This window comes from Serratia sp. K1WW1, assembly GCF_055790865.1.
In genome coordinates, this window is sequence record NZ_CM147697.1 from 5,192,833 (window position 1) to 5,214,281 (window position 21,449).

The 21,449-nt window shown below is 52.5% G+C and carries 16 protein-coding genes; 3 read left to right on the plus strand and 13 right to left on the minus strand.

The window, feature by feature from the left end; all coding sequences use genetic code 11:
• Nucleotide 1: 1 nt before the first annotated feature.
• From ACX9GU_RS23500 to ACX9GU_RS23550, 11 genes are all read right to left on the minus strand, one after another.
• Entirely contained in the window at nucleotides 2-784 is a 783-nt protein-coding gene (locus ACX9GU_RS23500) for an SDR family NAD(P)-dependent oxidoreductase (protein ID WP_473193086.1), read from the minus strand.
• Entirely contained in the window at nucleotides 777-1,364 is a 588-nt protein-coding gene (locus ACX9GU_RS23505; protein ID WP_473193087.1) for a DUF3156 family protein, read from the minus strand. Before ACX9GU_RS23505 ends, ACX9GU_RS23500 begins: the two co-directional genes overlap by 8 nt.
• Nucleotides 1,339-2,832: an APC family permease gene (locus ACX9GU_RS23510; RefSeq protein ID WP_473193088.1), complete on the minus strand. Its 1,494-nt coding sequence runs from the start codon at nucleotides 2,830-2,832 to the stop codon at nucleotides 1,339-1,341. The genes ACX9GU_RS23505 and ACX9GU_RS23510 overlap by 26 nt, the downstream gene beginning before the upstream one ends.
• A 153-nt stretch (nucleotides 2,833-2,985) precedes the next feature.
• On the minus strand, nucleotides 2,986-3,597 hold the full coding sequence (locus ACX9GU_RS23515) for a helix-turn-helix domain-containing protein (RefSeq protein ID WP_473193089.1): 612 nt from the start codon (nucleotides 3,595-3,597) through the stop codon (nucleotides 2,986-2,988).
• Between the two features lie 136 nt (nucleotides 3,598-3,733).
• Nucleotides 3,734-4,894, minus strand: a complete 1,161-nt coding sequence (locus ACX9GU_RS23520) for a fimbrial protein (protein WP_473193090.1) — start codon at nucleotides 4,892-4,894, stop codon at nucleotides 3,734-3,736.
• Nucleotides 4,895-5,140: 246 nt separating this feature from the next.
• Nucleotides 5,141-7,804 (minus strand): fimbria/pilus outer membrane usher protein, encoded by a 2,664-nt coding sequence (locus tag ACX9GU_RS23525; RefSeq protein ID WP_473193091.1) that lies wholly within the window; start codon nucleotides 7,802-7,804, stop codon nucleotides 5,141-5,143.
• 48 nt (nucleotides 7,805-7,852) lie between these two features.
• Complete coding sequence (locus tag ACX9GU_RS23530) at nucleotides 7,853-8,557, minus strand: fimbrial biogenesis chaperone (protein WP_473193092.1); 705 nt, start codon at nucleotides 8,555-8,557, stop codon at nucleotides 7,853-7,855.
• Nucleotides 8,558-8,616: 59 nt separating this feature from the next.
• A complete protein-coding gene (locus ACX9GU_RS23535) occupies nucleotides 8,617-9,165 on the minus strand; it encodes a fimbrial protein (RefSeq protein ID WP_473193093.1) in 549 nt (182 codons plus the stop codon).
• A 109-nt stretch (nucleotides 9,166-9,274) separates the two neighbouring features.
• On the minus strand, nucleotides 9,275-9,700 hold the full coding sequence (locus ACX9GU_RS23540; RefSeq protein ID WP_473193094.1) for a winged helix-turn-helix domain-containing protein: 426 nt from the start codon (nucleotides 9,698-9,700) through the stop codon (nucleotides 9,275-9,277).
• Nucleotides 9,701-10,245: 545 nt separating this feature from the next.
• Nucleotides 10,246-11,412 (minus strand): anaerobic sulfatase maturase, encoded by a 1,167-nt coding sequence (locus ACX9GU_RS23545; protein WP_473193095.1) that lies wholly within the window; start codon nucleotides 11,410-11,412, stop codon nucleotides 10,246-10,248.
• Nucleotides 11,409-13,121, minus strand: coding sequence for an arylsulfatase (locus ACX9GU_RS23550; protein WP_473193096.1), 1,713 nt, complete (start codon nucleotides 13,119-13,121; stop codon nucleotides 11,409-11,411). Before ACX9GU_RS23550 ends, ACX9GU_RS23545 begins: the two co-directional genes overlap by 4 nt.
• A gap of 419 nt (nucleotides 13,122-13,540) precedes the next feature.
• On the opposite strand from ACX9GU_RS23550, the gene ACX9GU_RS23555 reads away from it, so the two are divergent.
• From ACX9GU_RS23555 to ACX9GU_RS23565, 3 genes are all read left to right on the plus strand, one after another.
• Nucleotides 13,541-14,200 (plus strand): helix-turn-helix transcriptional regulator, encoded by a 660-nt coding sequence (locus ACX9GU_RS23555; RefSeq protein WP_024485482.1) that lies wholly within the window; start codon nucleotides 13,541-13,543, stop codon nucleotides 14,198-14,200.
• Nucleotides 14,201-14,306: 106 nt separating this feature from the next.
• Nucleotides 14,307-15,497 (plus strand): MFS transporter, encoded by a 1,191-nt coding sequence (locus ACX9GU_RS23560; protein ID WP_473193097.1) that lies wholly within the window; start codon nucleotides 14,307-14,309, stop codon nucleotides 15,495-15,497.
• Nucleotides 15,494-16,606 (plus strand): class II histone deacetylase, encoded by a 1,113-nt coding sequence (locus ACX9GU_RS23565; RefSeq protein WP_473193098.1) that lies wholly within the window; start codon nucleotides 15,494-15,496, stop codon nucleotides 16,604-16,606. The genes ACX9GU_RS23560 and ACX9GU_RS23565 overlap by 4 nt, the downstream gene beginning before the upstream one ends.
• A 41-nt stretch (nucleotides 16,607-16,647) precedes the next feature.
• On the opposite strand, the gene mngB is transcribed toward ACX9GU_RS23565, so the two are convergent.
• Complete coding sequence (gene mngB / locus ACX9GU_RS23570; RefSeq protein WP_473193099.1) at nucleotides 16,648-19,284, minus strand: mannosylglycerate hydrolase; 2,637 nt, start codon at nucleotides 19,282-19,284, stop codon at nucleotides 16,648-16,650.
• A gap of 37 nt (nucleotides 19,285-19,321) precedes the next feature.
• Nucleotides 19,322-21,247, minus strand: a complete 1,926-nt coding sequence (gene mngA, locus ACX9GU_RS23575; protein ID WP_473193100.1) for a PTS 2-O-a-mannosyl-D-glycerate transporter subunit IIABC — start codon at nucleotides 21,245-21,247, stop codon at nucleotides 19,322-19,324.
• Between the last annotated feature and the right edge of the window lie 202 nt (nucleotides 21,248-21,449).

Here is a 21,449-nt window from a genome sequence, read left to right on the forward strand (position 1 = left end):
CTTACAGGGAAGTGAAAGCTAAGGTCGGCACATCGACAATGGTGGAGCCGCCATCGGCCACCAGCGTCGCACCGGTAATAATTGACGCCTGCGTTGAGCAGAGAAAACGACACACTTGGGCGATCTCTTGCGCACTGGCCGGGCGGCGCAGCGGCACATCGCGGCAAACGTGTTGATAGGCCTGCTCGAGCGTTAAGTTATGTGCCGCCATCAACGGCTGCATTTCTTCATCGGCCATCGGCGTAGTCACCCAGCCGGGGCAAACCGCGTTGGCACGCACGCCCTGTGGGCCATAATCACGGGCAATGGAACGCATCAGGCCGATCAGCGCATGTTTGGCGGTGACATAACCACACACCTCCGGCCCAGCGGCCAACGAGGCGATCGATGCGACAAACAGCAGATTGCCACCGCTTTTCACCAGCTCCGGCAAACAGGCCCGGGCGCTGGCGAACGCGCTATTAAGATTGCTGTCCAGCGCCTGCTGCCACTGAGCATCTGTGACTTCGGTAATGCGGCCCAGCCCCATCCCACCAGCGCTGGCAATCAGGCAGTCGATACGTTCGGCCTGCTGTAAAATGGCTGGCAAAATGTCGGTTTGCCAGCTGGCTCCGCTGGCGGCATCCCCAACTACGGCATATGCCCCAATCTCCGCAGCCAAGGCGTTCAGCGGTTCATGACGGCGGCCAACGATAAATACCCTGTCCCCCTCCTGCACCAGCAAACGAGCACAGGCGGCACCAATGCCGGTTCCACCGCCGGTTATGACCACCACTCTACTCATTACATTTCTCCATCAACTGGCCGATCATCAGGAAACTGCTCAGCAGCAAGCGCCGCTGCTCGGCCTCCAACCGCAGATAGCGACGGCTGGCGGGTAGGCGGCTGACCACTTCGGAAGCGGCAAAATGCTCAATATCCAGCTGCCAGCAGCCCTCTGTTATCGTGAGCGTGGCGCGGCGAAAATCGAGCTTGGCTAACGTGTCGCCGATTTGTGGGTATTGCTGCAACGCGGCAATCAACTGCCGGGCACCATCATGTTTGGCCTTGGTGCGATAAATCACGCCATTACGGCGCAGCCAGCCACCGGTGATGATGTTGAGCACCAGCGGCTCGGTAAAACGTGCGTTGCCCTGCAAGCGGAAACGGTGGGTGACGATGTGTGCCAAAAACAGCGACTGCACCTGCTCGGCCACCTCTATTACCGGCCCCTGTGGCAGCGTGAGCCGTAACTGATTAACGGCAACGCGTTCACAGGCGTAAGGCTGCAAGTTCGCCGTCAACCGGTTGAGCGTGGTCCCTGCTTGATAACCTGGAGGATCACGCCGCCAATAACGATTAAGTGAGGGAAGTAAGCCGATCAAATTCCACCTCCGCAGCTTCTGCCTTGTTGAAGGCGCTCTCCAGCACCTCTTCCACCGGCACCGGTTTAAACGGATTCACCTTCTGTACGCACAGGGTCCAGAACAGCGCATAGGCGGAGGTCAGGCCGATCATGATGCCAAACGGGATGTAGACATCGCGCGGGTTCATGCCCGGCGGCGTGATGTAGAAAATCGCCAGCACGATACCGATGCTGGAGACAATCTGCGGCAACGGGAACAAAGGCGATTTATAGGCACGTGGCAGATCCGGGCGGCGGATACGCAGGATCACCACCGAGCAGGTCACCAGCAGGTAAGCCACGCCCCAGGCACAGACTGCTGCCAGTACCATCGGCATGATGCGGTCCAGATTGCCCTGAATGGCGAAAGCGTGAACGCAGGGGATCAACACCGCAGCGGCAATCGCCACCACCGGGGTTTTAAAGCGCGGGTGCAGATAGGCGAATATACGTGGCATAGCGCCGTCCAGCACCATGCCGTAGATAATGCGTGGCACCGCCGCCATCAGGGTGTTAATGGTGGCAGCCCCGGCTAACAGCAGCCCGACGCCCAACCAGTATTTACCGAAGTTACCCATGATCTGGCCAGCAAATGCCGGGATAGCCATCGGCGTATCCAGCAGATGCACGTTATTGGCCGCATCCACCACCACGTTTTCCACTTGATGGCTCAGTGCTGCACCGTATAACGCCATACACAGCGCTACACCGCACAGCCCCAAGGACATGGCCCGGGGGATCACGCGGTGAGAACGTTTGATCTCTGGCGCCATCGGCGTCACCAACTCGCAGCCGACGAACATAAACATCGCCATACCCACCAGGCTGAACACCGCCAGGGGATCGCCGACATCCAGCGTGGTGCCAAACCAACCTTCTAGCGGTACGGCATGTGGTAACAGCAACCCGGCGATCGAAAAGATCATCAAGGTGCTCCACATGCAGAACGTCAGCACGACCTCAGCCTTACCGAAGGCTTCGATGCCAAACGCATTCAGAATACCGAAAATGATCACCAAGCCCACGCCGATCATCCACGAGCTGTTGTTACTTTCCATCAGGGTATTGAGGTGCTCAAAGTTCACCAGCGCCATGATGCCGGAAAGAATGGTTTCGGCGGTGCCAGCAAAGATATGCACGATCAGATAGGCAGACAGGGTGCCGGTAATGGCAAAAAAGCGCCCCATGCCGCAGGAGATATAATCATACACCGAGCCGGTGGTGGGCAGGATCGCCGCCGCTTCCGAGAAGGTGGTGAGCTGGGCTTGCATCATGATAAAGGCGATCAGCATCGCCAGCGCGAAGGTGTCACCGCCGATACCAAAACCGCTGGTAACGGTGAGGATCACCGGGCTGGCCATGATCACCCCAACCGAGCTGGCCAAGGTGGTGGGGAACCCGACCTTTCCCCGTTCTAGCTGGGCACTGAGCCGCGACGACAGGTTCATGGTTACTTCCTCTTATAGTAGTTTTACCCGGTGTGTAGCCGCCAAAGGCGGTAATCTCACTATAGGAAGGAAAGCAAAAGGCTGGCTATCGTCCTTAAGGACGAGGGAGAGATAAGGGCGTATGGCAACCTAGAAACACACCGCTCTAATCAATTAATATAATTGATTTTTATGATGAGCTACTACGGATCTTGACGTAGAGGGGTTCTGACCGTGTTTACGTGATTCATTATAGCAAAACAAAGATACCCCACCGAATTGATTTATTCTGTTCAGACCGAACTTGCGCAGAGCATTAATTTTATGTGCACTCACGGTTTTTTCCGATATATCTAAAATCACAGAGATATCCACATTGGAAAACCCTCGCATAACAAATAAAAAAACGGCTTCCTGACGTTTAGTCAGTGTTATATCGGTGTAATTTCTGGCATTTTCCATAACCCCTGGTAAATCTTTAAGGGCTATTTTTTTACTCGCACAGTAAAAATACAGCGTAGAACAGTCAACATGGCAATCGTTACTATCAAAGAAAACAACCACCCGGGCCTTCAGAGGACCAACCTCACACATGACATTCATAAAATAATTTTTCGAATGGAATGCAATGAAAACAAAGTCAGCATTAACCAGCGCCAATTTTTCCAGGTCAGAAAAAACAAACTCAGCATAATCATTTATGCTAATGATATTGTGGTCATTTTTAAGACACTCAACAACGCCTAAAGAAAAAAGTCCATCATCTGAAATAATGACTATATCCATCGTACCCTCACACCCCAGAGAAAATGAATGAGACACCACCACGTTATCAATGATGAGTAGAATACGAGGTGGTATCACTCGATTAATATACCATTCCTTGTTGGCAGAATAATTAATCAGTAAACGTAAATTACGCTTACTTATAATCGATATTAAACGTCACCTTGGCATTCGCCGGTCCCGAAGTTATCGTTTGCTCAGTTTGATAATAACGAGCCGCCAGCGGTATTTTGAACGTGGCCTGGCCAGTATTGGGCGGAGCAATGTCCCATATTGCACCTGGTTTCCAGATGGTTGTCGGCAGCAGAGGGTTCGCATTGTAGGTTGAAGAATAACCTAACTGTATCCCCACACCGGTGGCCGCCTCGCCGATACTGCCTATATTATTCACCGCTATCACCCCGTTGGGAGCATCGATCACCGACGTTGTTGGAGTCAATGACAGTGTCATCATATTGGCAATTCTTATATCTCCCCCAACCGTATTATCATTATTCGCTTGCTCGTTGTAATATCCAGAGAATGTCGGGCAATTATAGAGTGTTATCGAAGAGTCCACCCACGGTGTGGTGGAGTTAACCCCATGAAAAGCAGACTGAACTCTATGCTCCCCCATATCAACTTCAAAATCGGGTGTAGTACAAGTCGATGTAATTAATCTCACGCCGCCATTAAAATTCATTTTAATGAGCGTCGCGCGGAGCCCTGTGTAACCTGGTTGTTCAGGCACTGCGTATATTACGTTTGGGAATACAATAGGATCCACTATCCCCCCAGGGGTAATAGCGCCTGTTTTAATCAAGGATACAGCAAAGACACCCGCATTTGAGGCTTTCACACCGTTTTTTACAGTATACGTTTGGTTCACAACAGGAGTGCTTTCAAATACGACTGCAGGATCCTCTATGGTAAACGCAACGGCTACGCCGCTAACGTTCGTTGGAAAAATTTGACCACTGCCAAAGCTTATACCACTAAAAGTGAATGGTGCACCAGCAGGGGTACCACTGGTTGAAAAAATTGTCTGATAGTTCCAATACAGCTCATCACTAGTACTGCCACTCTTAGGGCTACATTGTAGATATCCAAAAGGTGGTACCTGAAAGACCGTGCGATAGATAGTACTACCAATCGGCATTTCATTCCCTACATAAAGCTCCGCGGCAATGATTCCATTAGCGGATGCACCTGGAGAGGTGTGTTTACAATCCCACGTTTCCTCGGCCAAACAACTTTGGCTAAAGAAAACAACTAAAACAGTAACCATGTTAAATAAGTAAATTGATTTATTATTCACGATAACCCTTCTTGATAGCCTTATTAATTTTCATACAATTAATAATCTGAATAACGTTGCCCAGGTGCATAAAACTCAGCATGACTTTTAACGATAAGCCACACGCCAATCTGCGCACCGCGATAATAGTTATTATGGTGGGTGGCCTGGTGCCAATACCCCGCCTGAGTTCACCAATTACTGAGTTGAGCGTGAATGTCGGTGCCATGAAGGCATTGCTCGCAGCAATAAGCCTTCTAAGCCAACTCAGCGTACCATCGATAATGCAACACTTTTGGGAGTTTCAGACGATGTCGCAGACTCTCCGCTGTTACACACCGAGTCAAAGCGCTGAATTTCGTTTCGCTTTCGGCTGTTCTGCTGTGGCATCAGCACATAACTCACTCGACATTGCAGGCGAGCATCCTCCCCCCACGTTACCCGTAAGGTGCCACGCTCTTGCACAACACGGGCATAAATTTGGCCCCCCTGACCAACCGAGCCAACATTATTACCCTGGTCATCCAGCACATCGGCACCAAACGGCACTGGTTTACCCTCCAGCATTGCCATAATCAGTAATGGCATGCCACGCTTGGTATTATATTTCAGCATCACCACCGCCCCAGAGTAAGGGGCCACTTTTTGCATGGTGTTATCCAGTTCCACGTCACTGGCCGAGTTTTTAGGATCAATGCTGATTTCATTCATCCGGTAAGGATCCAGATAAGGTACAATCGCATAACCCCAGCGATCGATCTTGACCCCAGGGTACGAAGAAACCGATGCGCCTTCCGCGCCTTTGGCCTGTACCACTGCCAACGTTTCCGAATTATAAGGGGAGAACGTTACACCACCAGGGTGTGCAATGATGGAGCCAGTGGCCCCTGCGGAGGCATTCTCATAACCTTGTCCTGCGCCAGCCGCACCACTCAGCGATGCTATTGAGCTACGATACTGGCCATTCAGAGAACCACTGCTGCCAATGCCATTATTGGCATGCATGGCGGTCACACCATAGGTATATTGATGCTCTGCCCCTGCGGAACCAGAGATCCCCACCTGTTCCCCAGTATTGCCATTCGTATCATGGTTCAGGTTAACGCGCATTTGTGGCACGTTGGGTTGATCGCGTCGTCCTAGCGGGAAACTGAAGTTCAGCGCATAGAAGTTTTGCGACTCCCCAGTACCAGAATAGGTGCGGCTGACGTTCAGGCCATAACTCAACACGCCATAATGATTGTTGTAACCCATCTGAAACTGCTGGTCTGTCCCCTCTTTATTCCAGTAATTCTGTACCGAACTGCTGATATAGAGCTGCCCCCAATTACCTGGCAAGCCTTGCCCAACCGTGGTGGTAAAGCGATTTTTCGCTCGCCAGACACTGTTAGGATCACGGCCACGAGCAACAGCATCTCTGGTCTGCACGGCGGTTATAAAGTCCATATAGCCATCGGTAGAGAAGCGGTAAGCCGCTAACGACAGGTTAGTGTTGGTTTCACTGATCGTTTTACTGTAGCTCAACTGATAACTCTGGCCACTCATACTATTATCGGATGAATGTCGTCCATTAACCGGGTCGGTTGCTTCCCCCAGATGGGTTCTTGCCTGGGTGATATCAAAGGCCAGTGCGCCAATCGGTGTCCCCACTGCCGCCCCAATTTGCAACGCATAATAATCCTGGCTAGCCTGCAGGCCACCATAGCCTGTTATCCGGTTGGTTAATCCGCGCCGATAGGTCGCTTGATATAAACCGGGTTTATTGCGGATAGTGTCGCTGCGCAACTCCCCCAGAGTAACTTCATAGCGGTCGGAGCCAGGGCGTAGTAATTGCGGAACGGCAGCATAAGGTACGGTGAACAGGCTTTCTGTTCCATCCGCCTCACGCACCGTGACCGCCAGATCGCCACCATAGCCGGTCGGATAAAGATCGTTTATCAGGAACTCCCCTGGGGTGACGGTTTTCTGATAAATAACGACTCCGCCCTGGCTCACAGTCACCCGAGCGTTAGAACGCGCATTACCACGAATATCAGGTGCATAACCACGCAGTGAACCCGGCAACATGCGTTCATCACTGGCTAACGCAGCCCCCATGAAAGGTAACGAATCAAAAACCTGACCCGATGTGTTCGACTGGCCAAGCAACACTCGGCCCTTGATGATCGGGATATCACGCTGTAGGTAAGTATTTATCGTACTGTATTTTTTTATACCGTTCTGTTGCCAATTATAGGAACCGTTATGGCGCAGATACCAGGCACCGATGTTAATCCCTGTGTTAATGCCGGCAAACACCGAGTTAAATTCTTGCCCTTGAGAGCGGCTGGTATAGCCATTGACGCTATAGCCTAATAAAGCAGCGGGGACACCACTGTCCCAAAGTGCCGGATTCACCGTTCCTTGTGCAACCTGAGTCATATAAATCTGCGGAATCGAGATTTCTAACCGCTGCTCACTACTGTCGAAGTTAATCTGAGCCTCTGGAAATTGCTTTTGTAAATCAATAAAAGCCTCACCTTTAGCCAAGGGTGCCAGTACGTTTGCAGGCAGTTTGCTATAATCAAAGTTGATATGCTTTACCAGAGCAGAAGTAATACAAGGGAACACGGTTTTGTCTGCCCGGGCTTTAAACTCAATATTTTCGTTACCAACAAGTTGGTTGTTAACATACATCTCAACCCGATAAGCCCCAGGTAGCACAGCCGAGCCATTAGCAAATCGAGACAAATCTACGGTATTATGGCTGTTAACATTCAAGAATGAAGGGTCAAATTCGACATTTTTTGCAATTTCCCCAATGGCTTGATGGGCAGTATCAGCCCATGTTTCGCCACTTAAGCATAACGTGGCGATAAATAGTGCGATTGGAGTCAGAGAATAAAAAAACCCTCCATGTTTCACTTTATCTTGATGCAATGAACCCTTCATTTTATCATCCATAATATTGTACTACTTTAGTATTAACAAAGTAGAAAATTAACGCATGATGACTTCATGCTTATTGACCGCGCCATAATCATTCACGAATTTAAAGGCAACTTTGCTTCCTGATGATACGTTGGACAAGGCAAATTTCTGTTCTCCACCGGGCGCAATCATTTGCCCTTCAACCTCTTTTCCATTAGCTTTTACGACGACCAGAGAAACATAATAGGGCGTCGGATTTTTTGCCAGTAGGCTACCCGCATTCAGTGACCAAGTTAATGCCTTAGCGGCATCATTAGCATTGCCCTCCAGTCCTGTGGGGCGGAAAAACAGTTTTATCCTTGAACGGAAGGCCATTTGCAGATAGTTTTCTCCACTCTGCTTTGCGCTTTTGGCGGGAATTTCCAATACGTTCAACCAGAAAACTGATTCTTTGTTTGTGGGTAAAGCTCCCCCCGTATAGCTAAGGCGTAAAGTTTGCCCTTTACTCGGCTCCACGCGATTAATGGGTGGCGTGAGTACAAAAGGTACAGAAATATTTTCTGGTTTCTCCTTGGCATCACCATTATCAATCCAACTTTGAATTAATACCGGGGCAGATCCCACGTTACTTAATTTGACTGTGACCTCTTTATCCTCCGAAGAGTATATCACCCTGGTACCACCAATAACCACACTGGCTGATACTGACAGACTGGCAGCACAAAGGATGGCGGCAGCAAGATATTGCGTAAATTTATGAGCGTATTGGCCCATGATTAAAACCTCTTGAAAAGTGCATAAATCAGGGGGGAGGCCCCCTGATTTATTAACAATTATTTATACTGAAGAGAATAAACAACGCTGCTTACTACGTTACCAGCGGTAGTTGCGCCGGTAGCATAATATTCAACAGAATATGGCAGGGTTACACTATTGGTAGCAGAAAAATCGACGTAAGTTGTGCCATCGATCTGATTCTGGTTACCCGCCTGAATGATGCTTTGAGCAGCACTGCTGCCATCACGCAGTTGCAGTTCTACTTTGTCTGCAGACCCCCCCATATTCATCAGACGACCCGTATTGATATCTACACTGCTACCGGACTCAAAGAAGGCTGATGCAGTATCCAAAGTACCAGCACAGTTGGTCAGAGCCATGTTAAAGCCGGTACGGCCGCTGGTCTGCCCAGGACCTGCCAGTTGGTTAATACCAATGGTTGGCAGAGTCACGGTTGCATCAGCACCTTGGCCCTCTACAGAAACATCACATGTCGTAGCGGTCAGTAACCCGTTAAATGTAATGGTCCCGGTTGAGGCAGCCTGAACAGCGGAAACAGAAGCCAGAGCAGCAACAATAGAGGCGGCGATTACTAATTTTTTCATTTACATATTCCTTGATTTAGAACATTTCCGTTTGCTTTAGGCGTATGAGTACCCAAAGCGTTTCCCAACATGGGAGCTTTGATTAAAAGGCTAGCCTTTTAAATCACTTCTATTTTACCGAACGGTAAAGCTTGATAATACTATGCCCATTAATGATGTAGCCTTTACCATGAACGGTCGTGATAAAGTCAGAGGAAATACCAATAAGGTTCAATTTAGTTTTTAACCTGGCAATAACATGGGACAATCGCTGATGAGAAGCGATTAACCCGTAACCTTCCCAGATTTTAGTCAGTAGTTCGTAGTGATTAACCACTTTTCCATCAGCCTCACTCATAAGAAAAGTTAATAACCTCATCATCGTGACCCGGAGTTTTATCACTTCATTATAGCTATTATTCTTTCTCGATAGTTTGGTTATTGTTCTGCTCTGAATGTCCAACTGATAAAGATCGTCAATCAAATAGCCAAACAGCACCAACTCGTGTTCTCTTTTGTATTTCCGCTGGAATTCTTGGCATACAACACGGTCCATAATAGAAGCCCCTCCTGTAATGACTCTCCTTATCACCAGGAAAGCTTTCTAAAACCTCTCGGCAAGGCGTATTCTAGCCAAAAGCAATCGTATCTCAATACGCATTTTGAAAAGGGGAAATAGTTAATTCTTCAGAGATAAAAGTCTAAAAACAAAACATACAACCAATCAACAAAACTTTAAACCACCAAATAAATAAAAAAAGGAACAAACAACCAGAACAATCTGATGATTATTGGCAACGTTAATAACACCATTTTATTGGTATAATTAGTTGAAAAACCTGCCTGTCATCCATGACACCTAGTTAAACCACCTAATATATCACGTAAGTCACTGATTTATCTTGGTGCAGATAGGTGAAAACGGCAAGTTTCTTTCACTCGTCCAATTCTAGATTAATGAGAGATTAATCCTAAAACAATTTAATTCCACGAGAAATAAAACCACTTTAAATTAAAAATATGATTACCTTTTGTAGGAAATGTTATTGAAAAGTATTTTTGTAAATAACATATGTGAAACCAGAAAGGGGTTATACAGGATTATAAGGGGTTGTCACGCCATAAATTAACACCGTGGCTACTTCGCGGGTAGCGTTGCAATGGAGCCAACACCTCAGAGAAGAAAGCGTAGTAACCGGCACACAGCCGGTTGTAGCGGTCTTTTCCGATATGTGCCGGACAGCCGCCCTGGCATACGCTTTTCACACTGCAACTCTGGCATTCTCGCCGCAGGCTCTTGGTTTTACCAAAGTCCATCTCGATAGCTGCATCTACATAGCCAGCAAACTCGCTAGCGTCATTAAAACGACCTAACCGATGCTTGGCATCGATCAGGTGATCGCAGGCATACACACTGCCGTCCGGCTCCATCACCAGATTGCCGCCGCAGCGGGCGGAGTGAACACAGTTGGGGCTAACGTTGGTGAAATACTGGGCGTAGACATGCTCAATATTCATGATAAAAATCTGGCCAAGATGGCCCTGGTTGCGCCAGCGGCGGTAGATCGCCACCATAAAGCGCCCCCAATTGGCGGCACTCAAACCATAGCCTGCCGCCGGGGCATCGCCTTCCAGCATCAAAGGCTGAAACTGTAGGTAACGTACGCCCAGCGCCACAAAATGGTCGTACATGGCCTGAGCCTGGTCGGCGACGCCATCATGCACCACCACCAGCAAATTGAATTCAATCTGATGCTGTTGCAGTAGCGCAATGCCACGCAGCGCTGCATCATAACTGCTGTTGCCACGTTTATCTGGCCGATGGGTATCCTGGATCTGGCGATCGCCATCCAGGCTAACGCCGATAATAAACTGGTGTTGCTTGAACAGGCGGCACCAGGCCGGGTTCAGTAAAGTGGCGTTGGTTTGCAGACTGTTGCTGATCAGCACACCCGGCGGCGCATACTTTTGTTGTAACGCTATTGCCCGCTTGTAGAAACCGATCCCCGCCAGCAGCGGCTCACCACCCTGCCAGACAAAGTTTATCTCCCGGCTGTAGCGTGGCTGGCTGGCGATATACTGGCGGATAAAACTCTCCAGCAGCGCCTCATCCATCTTCTGCGCCTGGTCCCGCTGCGGGTAATAGCAGTAGTTGCAGGCCAGATTACAGCCTGCACCGATAGGTTTGACCAACATATGAAAAGGCACGCTGGCGCGCGGCACGATGTGCACAGGGATCTGCTGCGCGCGCAGCAAGGCAATATTCACTCTGCTACCTGCGGTAATGGCTTCTGGGTCACAGGATCCAGACCGATGTAGCGATGAGTTTGCGGATCAACGCCCAGATAGTCGATCTCTTTACCTGCCGCCTCAATCACCATGCCCTTGTCGGCAAACTGCTGATATTCGCCACTCAAGCGCTTAACCCGATCGGGCTGACTGGCTGCCAAATCATGGGTTTCCAACGGATCGTCCTGCAGGTTGAACAGCCCCCACGCCGCCATATTCGCCTGCGGCCCACCGGCTACTAACCGCCGCAGTTTCCAGATACCATCGACATAAGCCGCCTGGTTATGCAGCTCTACGCCATAGGTAATACGCGGCGCAGCGGCAACATCACCGCTGAAATAGCGCTTGAAGCTGAGCCCCACCATTGGAATAACAGGTTTGGACTTCAGTGCCTTGGTGGCATCAATACCGGCAAAATCATACAGCGTTGGCGCAATGTCGTAGACCGCCATCGGTGTTTTATCGATGCCACCACGCTGCTTCAACTGCGGAGCAGAGAAGATCATATCGGTATTGATCCCACCCTGCGCACTGGTGGTTTTATGGTAGTTGGCATAAGGCGCGTTGCTGACGTTAGCCCAGTGTGGCCCATAAGAGATGAACGATCCCTTTCGTCCGATGTTGGCGTAGCTATTGTCAAACTGCTGCCAGAACTCAGGCTTGGAACCGTAGTAAAAACCGCTGGCCGGGTTGGCACCGTTGTCGGTGGCAAAGATGATGATGGTGTTCTTGTCACGGCCGGTTTGCTGCAGGGTTTTCATCACTCCGCCGATCTGGTCATCCATATAGGCGATCATCGCCGCATAGACCTGCATGGTTTTGGCGGCATATTTCTGCTGTTCCGGTGTCATCGCCTGCCACTCTTTTTCCAGCGCCAGATGCGGCATTGGCGTACTGTCGGAAATAATCCCCAGGGCCTTCAAGCGATTGATACGTTGCTGATAAATATGTTGATAGCCTGCATCATACTTACCATCGAATTTGGCGATCCAGTCGTCGGGAGCCTGTAGCGGATCGTGTGGCGCGGTAAACGCCAGATAGGCAAATACCGGCTGGTCTTTTGGCGTGTCGGTAATCCATTGCTCCAACTGCGTGGCGTACGCTTTGCTGGAGTAAAAATCCTGCGGTAGGGAAACGCGCTTGCCGTTTAGGGTATAGAAAGTATGGAAGGCCTCAACCGTTCCCAGGGGTACGGCGTCGTCAAAATGGCTGGTGCCGCCGCCCATAAAGGCAAAGGCGCGTTCAAAACCGCGATCGGTTGGCCCGGCTCCGTCGGTATAGCCCAGGTGCCATTTGCCCGCCATCATGGTGGCATAACCGGCATCTTTAAACCGTTCCGGCATGGTGGTAACCCGATCGGTCAGCCGCATCTCATAACCGGGGCGGGCGACGGTGCTTTCATACCACCACATGCCGCCCATACCAGCCTGCTGGTTGGTATTGCCCGTCATCAACATCGAGCGCGCTGGCGCAGACATTGGCGAGGTATAATATTGGCTCATGCGCACACCCTGCTCAGCCAGCGTTTGCAGATTGGGTGTGGGGATCTCGCCGCCAAACGGGCTGATATCGGAATAGCCCATATCATCCGCAATAATAATCAACACGTTAGGCCGCTCGCCGTCTGCGGCATGAACCATGCCCGATAATGCGCTGCTCAATGCCACCGCCAAGGTCTTTTTCTTCATCACTGTCAGGGCCTCATCTTTTCATCAGGTGTATCACGCCAAGTTTTGCAGTGTAGGAAGTAATCGAAAAATTTGGCTATCGTCCTTAAGGACTAGCCCGGAGGAGAGATAAAACGTCAAGGACGTAGCGCGGAGCAGAAGAGGGAGAAACGAGAAATCACTTTAAATTCAGTAGTAACCGCCCGGTGCATTTCATTAATGTGTTAATGAAAATGCCACTATTCGACAGAAGGATACCCAGCCAATCAACATGGAGATGTTGTTATTAATGTATTTTATTGCAATCCGGCTCACGTTGTTAATATGTTTTCGTTGTGTTGCATAATTGCTACACCTATGCTGGTATCGTTCACATATTGTCCAGATACCTTTGCAGGTGTCCTTCAGGGTACTGAGCGATCAACGGAGGAAAATGCATTATGACAACCACATCATCCTTCATGCGTAATGACGCTTTTATCTCGAGCTGTCTGAATACCATTGCGCATCTGATCCCAGTTTCAGCCGGGGTTTTTTATCTGGTGGACCCGGACCTGCGGCCAGATCACTACATTCTTCATGGCATTAGCGATGATACCCATCAGCAATACCTGGACCATTTTCAACAGCTGGACCCGTTAAAACCGGCCAACTTCCACCAGCAAGACATCCAGATGGTGAACATGACGCCAGCGGCGATCGCCAATAACCGCCACTATTATCACGACTTTATGCTGCCCAATCGCATGCGTGACATGACGGAGATTTTTATCCGCCAGCGTAAGCGGATCATTGCCGGGGTTTCTCTGATCCGCGATACGCCGTTCACCGAATTGGAGCGCAGCCGCTTACGTGCGGTGCTGCCGTTGATCGAACTGGCCACCCGCGATCTGCTGCCAGACAGTGAAGCCCAGTTGCTCACCGCCAAAGAGCAGGAGATCGTCAATATGGTACGCGAAGGGGCCAGTAATAAGCGTATCGCCTTGAAGCTCGGTATCTCTCTATCGACGGTGAAAACCCATATGCGCAACATCTTTGCCAAAACCGCCGTGGTTAATCGCACCGAACTGGTCTCCAGCGGTTTTATTGCTTACGGCTGATCCTGACTCAAGCAGTAACAATCAACCATACGCCAATGCTGGCGCGGCCTCCCCATGCTTAAAAAGCGTGGAGGGTAATGATTGACGAAACTCAAGGATAACGACGATGTCCAGTGATGCAGTTTCTGTGCCTTCTGCCGGAGCCTTGCTCCCCTGCCCACCCAGGCTGTTAACGGCGATCATCGTGTTTGCCGCCATCGCGCCGGGGATCCTGATGACCGCCCCCGCCGTCGCGGCCCAGTTGGCCAGCCAGTGGCACCTCACGCCAGGCCAGATCGGCCATCTGTTTTCCACCGAACTGGGAGCCATGAGCATCGCCACACTGCCCGCCTGGTGGTGGATCAGCCGGATCAACTGGCGCAAGATCGCCACGCTGGCGGCGGCGGTGTTCCTGATCGGTAATCTCGCCTCGGCCATGGCCACCGATTTCAGCCTGCTATTGGTATTGCGATTTATCGCTTCACTGGCCGGTGGCACGCTGATGATCCTCTGCATCTCCTGCGCTGCGGGCACCGCCAACCCCAGCCGGGTCTATGCCTTTTGGGTACTGGGCCAACTGCTGCTAGGGGTGTTCGGCTTGCTGGCATTGCCCCCGCTGTTTGCTCATTTCGGCCTGATGGCGGTTTACCTGATCCTGGCGGCGATCATGCTGTGTTGTCTGCCGTTACTGGGCGCATTCCCCAGCGGTTTTCGCCATAGCCACAGCGCGGCCAGCCAGATGCCCCCAAGCCCGTCCATCTACAAGCTGTTTGCTGTGCTGGCGGTATTGGCCTTTTACATCAGCCTGAGCGCGGTCTGGACCTTTATCGGCACTATCGCCGAAGCCGCAGGCCTTTCACCGGTGCACAGCGGGCAGGTGCTGGCCGCCGCCACGTTGTTTGGCATCATAGGGGCTGGCGGGGCGGCATTGGTTGGCGCAAGACGCAGCCACAAGCCGTTGTTGTGGATCGGTTACGGCCTGCTGATTGCCAGCGTCCTGCTGCTGAGCCGCAACCCGCTACTCATTCGCTTCACCCTTGCCGCTGTGATGTTCAAGTTTACCTGGACCTTTGTGCTGCCATTTATTCTGGCGCGCGTCTCGGTGCTGGATAACAACGGCAAGCTGATGAACAGCATCAATCTGGTGATTGGCGGCGGCATGGCCATTGGCCCCACGCTGGCGGGTTACCTGATCGAATCTTCCGGCGGGATCAACGCATTGCTGATCGGCGCATTGAGCTGTGCGCTGCTGTCACTGCTGCTGATATCGCTGGCTTCACCGCGCGCGCCGCGCCGTTTAACAGGAGTCATAAGGTGAAAAGAACAACCGGTTTTTTCTTCGATGAACGCTGTTTCTGGCATAGCACCGGCTTACATGCCACCACGCTGCCGGTGGGCGGCTGGGTGCAACCGCCTTCAGGGGCTGGGCATGCCGAATCCCCGGAAACCAAGCGGCGGATGAAAAACCTGATGGACGTTTCCGGGCTGTCGCGCCAGCTCAAGCTGCTGAGTGCCGAGCTGGCCGATGAGGAAGATTTACTGCGCATTCATCCGGCACATTATCTGCAACGTTTCAAACAGCTGAGCGATAACGGCGGCGGTATGTTGGGGGAAGAGGCACCTTTGGGGCCAGGCAGCTATGAGATTGCCAAACTCTCCGCCGGGCTGGCCTGCGCTGCGGTAGAGGCGGTGCTGAAAGGCGAACTGGACAATGCCTATTCCCTGTCACGCCCGCCGGGCCATCACTGCCTGCCGGACCAATCGATGGGATTCTGCTTCCTGGCTAATATTCCCATTGCTATCGAACGCGCCAAAGACCGCTGCGGGCTAGGCAAGGTGGCGGTGATCGACTGGGACGTGCACCACGGCAACGGCACCCAGCATATCTACTGGCAACGTGATGACGTGCTGACCATCTCGTTGCATCAAGACGGCTGTTTCCCGGCGGGCTACGCCGGTGAACAAGATCGCGGTGAAGGGGCCGGGGCAGGTTACAACATCAATATTCCGCTGCTGGCCGGGGCCGGTGACGACGGCTATCAATACGCCATGCAGCAAATTGTCATTCCGGCGCTGGAGCAGTTCGAACCAGAGATGATCATCATCGCCTGCGGTTACGATGCCAACGCCATCGATCCACTGGCGCGGATGCAGTTACACAGCGACAGTTTCCGCGCTATGACCGCTCAGGTGCTAAGCGCTGCTGACAGGCTCTGCGGTGGCAAGCTGGTAATGGTGCATGAAGGGGGTTATGCCGAAGCCTATGTGCCGTTCTGCGGCCTGGCGGTAATGGAAGAGTTGAGCGGCATACGCACCGAGGTGCAGGACCCCATGCTGGCATTTATTCAGCAACAGCAGCCCCGCGAAGCGTTTAACCAGTTCCAGCGTGCCGCTATCGACCAACTGGCACGACAATTCGGTTTATAGCTGCATTCAGAGGCGTGGCAACCCACGCCTCTGGCTGTTAGTTAGCGAATAAAGCGGAAGGTTTTCGACTGGCAAGGCGCCAAGGTAGTGAAATCCCCTTTAGCCACATCTTGCTGTGGCAGCGGTTGCTCGTCCATCCCGGTTTCCAGCCATTCCTGCGCTGGAGCCGCCAACGTTAGTGCCCCACAGATCGACACTTGCTCTGAGGGGTTATACACGCGGATAATCAAAGCATCGGCATCCTCAGCCTTCTTCAACACGCTCAGCACCGGGCCTGAATCAGGCATCGAAAGCAGGCTAAAGTGCAGCGGCGTGCGGAAGTTTGCCAGATTGAGCTTCATCGCATCAAACGGGATCTTGTTGTAACAGCGCACCGGAGTGACATAGGCCCGCGCCTGCTGCATCACGCCCGCCCGGTGTGGATCTCCTGCAAAACCGAACAGACTGAACCGGCAATGCAATTTGCCACGCATCTGGGAATCTGGCGTTGGCAGCTTGATACCGGATGGGCGACCCGGCCGCAACAGCAATTCCTCTTTACCCAGCACGCCTACCGAACGGAACAGCGTCAGGGCAAAGGTATCGCGGCGCTCACCGATAATCTCAAACTCACGCAGCCCTTCGGTAAACAACGCCATCCCATGCAGATCGTCATGCAGGGCGGCAAAGTTCATCAGTTGCCACACCGGGATCGGCGCCTCTTTCCAGCCCTCTTGCTGCCAAACGGCCATCGCCGGATCGTCCACCGGACGAGTAATACAGCCAAACTGGTTATCCGCCAGCACGCTTTCACTGGCGAACGGTGTTGGGATCAACACCCGTACGCGGTGATCGTCGGCCTGGTTATCCAGCCACATCTCAATATCGATCCGGCGGCTGTTGTGGGCTAACGTCACTTGGCACAGCACATCCAGATAACCGTCACTACGGCGCTCCGCCCGCTGTTGCAGGTTGGCTGGCAATGCCATACGCAGTTCCAGTGTGGCGATACTCTGCCAAGCCTCATGTTTGATTGAGGTAGCCACTGCGCTTTGCGTGGAATAGATCAACCACTCTTCACGGGAAGGTGAATAGTCATACTCATCGCCATCGTCGGAGCCATCTTCCAGTTGCAACACCTGCTGATAAACATAGCCGCTCTGTTTATCGGTAATATCCAACGTACCGTTGGCATTCAGGGCAATGCGGTAATACTCGTTTTCCAACAGTTCTGCCGGTTGCGACGCAGCTTGGCGTTGCTGGCCTGCCTGATTGGCATGAATATGCAGGGTGCAATATCCCATCGCGGGCAATGGCTGACAGAGTTGAATGTCGTACTCCATAAAGGGATCGTAATTGCCGTAATGCACAATCTGGCGATCCACCAGCCCAGGATCGATCTCCCGCGCGGCGCGGATAAAATACTCCACCGGCTGGCCCTGCTCATCCACCAGCGAGAACTGCTGGGCACGAATACGAATGGTGGTGTTGATCACCTCTTCACGCGGGTAAGGCAGCAGGTTGAAGAACGTCAGTTTGTCGGCATCTGCGTGCTGTACCGGCATATTGTCGACGATCTTGCGCATATAGAAGCGCACCAGGTTTTCCGCCATGTCGTCCGCCAGAATAAAGCGCGTCATGATCTCCTGATGTACCTTGTCGCTACAGCAACAGCCGATGCTGTCGTGGGCGTGGTTCTTGAGGATCTCTTTCCACATTTTCTCCAGCAGGCCGTGATGGTATTCAAAGCCCAGCGACCAGGCGATCGCGGCGAGCGGCTCGAGGATATTAACGATCTTGTTCTCAATCTCGGCGTGGGCGATCTTGATGTCCATGCGGGTAGACGAGATGGTGCGGTGCACACGCATGTATTTGCCGTCGTTAAATTCGCCCTTCAACGTCGCCAAACGTTCACGACTGGCCTCAATCCGTTCGAAGACTTCCTCAAAACGGCTCATGACAAACTCGCGCTGCGGGTAAATCTCGCGCAGTTTGGCCATCACCTGGAAGATATTCTGTTGCAGCGGCATCTGATCGTGGCCGTTCGGCAACAGGATATCCTTGGTAACCGAGGCGTTTTCCAGCACGGTGAAATAGCTGTCCAGCCGTTTGCGCAGCCCGGCTTCATCTTCAGGCAGGTATTTACCAATGGCGTAACCCAGCGGCAGCACCTGTGCCACAACTTCGCTGCCGTCGTTGCTTTGCCACAGAAACTCGGTTTTGTCGGTGCCGTGGCGCTCGGAGCAGCCGCGCCAAAACATGGCGCGCGTGATACCAAAGCCGTTGAAAATATGCGGTAACTGCGAAGACATGCTGAAAGAGTCCGGCAGATAGCCGATCTTCATCGGTTCGCCAAAGGACAGGCAGTCGCGCATGCCATACATCAGGTTGCGCACGATGGATTCACCTGACACCACCATGGTATCGGTTTGGGTATACCACGGGCCAACGATCAGCTTGCCAGCCTGCACCAACGCTTTCACCCGCTCGTGGTTTTCTGGCTTGATGGCGAAGTAATCTTCCAGCACCGCCGTTTGCCCATCCAGCACATAGAAACGGTACTCGGGATCGCTTTCCAGCCGGGTCAGGATCTCTTCCATGTTGTTGATCAGCAGGATGCGTGACTCCTCGGTAGTGAAATACCACTCACGATCCCAATGCATATGCGGCGTAATGTGAACACGTGATACAGCTTTCATAATCAATTCCTAAATAAGACAGCTAATTCGTCTGGGATCACTGCGGCTGAACGAGAGTGTATTTGCCCTGCTTCATCGCCTGACGCCGCCAAAGGATCAGCACCAATGTAGAGATCGCCGTGCCAAGCAGCGCCGCCCCCAGCCAAACGGCTGCCGACAACAAGCCACCGAGGCCGTTATCGTGTAGCAGGAACAGCGAGAAGATCCCCGCGCCCGGCGTCGACAGGCCAATCCCCATCCCACCGACGATCGCGCCGGTAACCAGCGATCCCACCAGGAAGGAGCCGATCACCCGTACGGGATCTTCAATCGCCATCGGGATCGCCCCTTCGGTAATGCCTGCCAATCCAAGCAGCCAGGTGGATTTACCGGTCTCAATCTCGAACTGTTGGAACAGCCGTGGAGCCAGCAAGGTAGAAGCGGTGACCGTAAAGGCCGAGACCATTTTGACCGCGCCGAAGATCGCATAAGGGCCGAACACACCGTTGGCCATCGCCCCCAGGCAGAACGCATAGGCCGCCTTGTTCACCGGGCCACCGAGGTCGAACGAACACATAAAACCGAGGATTGCTCCCAGCACCAACGCGTTAGTACCTGACAGGCCGTTAAGCCAGGCGGTCAGGCTGTTATTCAACCAGGCCACCGGCTCGCCGATCACAAACAGCATCAGGCTGCCCGCTACCAACGTACCAATCACCGGGTAAAGATAAAACGTCAGGAAGCCGTTGAAGTTGGGGCTGAGGCGCACATGGTTCTTCACCCAGCGCATCAGATAGCCGGCGATCAGGCCGCCCACAATACCGCCAAGGAAGCCGGAGCCAATCATGTTTGCCGCCAGCCCGGCCGCAAAGCCTGGGCCCAGGGCCGGTTTATCCGCCAGCGAATACGCCGTGTAGGCCGCCAGCACCGGTACCATCAAGATGCCCAACATGCCACCGCCCAGCTTGCGGTACATCCACAGCCAGGAGTTCTCTTGATCGAACAAATGCTGCAGACCAAAGATCTGCGCCAGCAGTACCGAAACGGCCAACACCGTGCCCCCAGCCACAATCAGCGGCACCGCAAAAGAGATCCCGCTGAGTAAGGCCTGTTTGAGTTCGGTCTTCACGCTACTTTTCTGCACCGGCACTTCGCTTTGCTGCACCCGCGCAGCCCCGTTGGCGGATTGGCCCACAGCCAATGCCTGCTGCAAAATGCGTTCGGCGTGTTTGATTGGCTCGGCGACCGGCGTTTCGATACGGGGAATACCGTTGAAGCGCTCCACTTCTTTAATCGCGACTTCAGCTGCAAACACGCAGGCTGTGGCACTATTTAGCTGTTCCGCCGTCAGGCGGCCTTCGATCCCGTTGGCCCCTTGTTTCTCTACATACACGTTGATGCCGAGCTTGCGCCCCGCCTTCTCTAGATATTCCGCCGCCATATAGGTATGGGCGATACCGGCCGGGCAAGCGGTGACGCACACCACCGTAGGCCGCGTATCATCCTGCGGTTTGGGTACAGGTTCCGGCGTCCCTCCTGCCAACAGGGCCAACAACTGTTCCGGCGTACGAGCATTTAGAACTGCCGCGCGGATATCGTCATCCACCAGCGCCGTCGTCAGGCTGGTCAGTAATTGCATATGCGTGGTACCGGCCTGCGCCTGAGGGATCGCCAGCAGGAAGATCAGGTTGACGCTTTCTGGGCCATCGATCCCTTCCCACTCCAACGGCGTGTTCAGCGTGGCAACGGCAAAGGCAGCTTCCTTTACCGCATCGCTTTTACCATGGGGCACCGCCAACCCTTCCCCCAACGCGGTAGGGCCTTGCGCTTCCCGGGCAAAGACCTCGCGGAGAAAAGCCGTTTTGTCATGCAGTTTGCCTTGCGCATTTAGTTGGTCGGCAAGCTGATGAATGGCCTGATCGCGCCCCGCAAAGGCCACTTGCAGGTTTATCAGACTGGGGTGGGTCAGGCTGCTCAGGTCCATCTTTATCCTCACTCTGAAGCCAGGGCGGCTCCGTCAATAAACAGGCGGCGATCATACCAAGACAATCCACACCAATTTGTGATCAATTTCAAATCAACACCATTTTTGTATTAAATTTGTATTAATTCAATTAAAGCACAACTTAACGAAATATGGCGTTATTGGTTTGTTTATCCCTGGCCCAAGGCTAGAATGCGGGCAG

Bases quoted from the DNA above. Each gene is read 5' to 3' on its own strand.
- ACX9GU_RS23530 (WP_473193092.1), bottom strand. From the start codon at position 8,557: ATGGGCCAATACGCTCATAAATTTACGCAATATCTTGCTGCCGCCATC.
- ACX9GU_RS23555 (WP_024485482.1), top strand. From the start codon at position 13,541: ATGACAACCACATCATCCTTCATGCGTAATGACGCTTTTATCTCGAGC.
- ACX9GU_RS23515 (WP_473193089.1), bottom strand. From the start codon at position 3,597: ATGGATATAGTCATTATTTCAGATGATGGACTTTTTTCTTTAGGCGTT.
- ACX9GU_RS23500 (WP_473193086.1), bottom strand. From the start codon at position 784: ATGAGTAGAGTGGTGGTCATAACCGGCGGTGGAACCGGCATTGGTGCC.
- ACX9GU_RS23510 (WP_473193088.1), bottom strand. From the start codon at position 2,832: ATGAACCTGTCGTCGCGGCTCAGTGCCCAGCTAGAACGGGGAAAGGTC.
- mngA (WP_473193100.1), bottom strand. From the start codon at position 21,247: ATGGACCTGAGCAGCCTGACCCACCCCAGTCTGATAAACCTGCAAGTG.
- ACX9GU_RS23540 (WP_473193094.1), bottom strand. From the start codon at position 9,700: ATGGACCGTGTTGTATGCCAAGAATTCCAGCGGAAATACAAAAGAGAA.
- mngB (WP_473193099.1), bottom strand. From the start codon at position 19,284: ATGAAAGCTGTATCACGTGTTCACATTACGCCGCATATGCATTGGGAT.
- ACX9GU_RS23560 (WP_473193097.1), top strand. From the start codon at position 14,307: ATGTCCAGTGATGCAGTTTCTGTGCCTTCTGCCGGAGCCTTGCTCCCC.
- ACX9GU_RS23535 (WP_473193093.1), bottom strand. From the start codon at position 9,165: ATGAAAAAATTAGTAATCGCCGCCTCTATTGTTGCTGCTCTGGCTTCT.
- ACX9GU_RS23550 (WP_473193096.1), bottom strand. From the start codon at position 13,121: ATGAAGAAAAAGACCTTGGCGGTGGCATTGAGCAGCGCATTATCGGGC.
- ACX9GU_RS23525 (WP_473193091.1), bottom strand. From the start codon at position 7,804: ATGAAGGGTTCATTGCATCAAGATAAAGTGAAACATGGAGGGTTTTTT.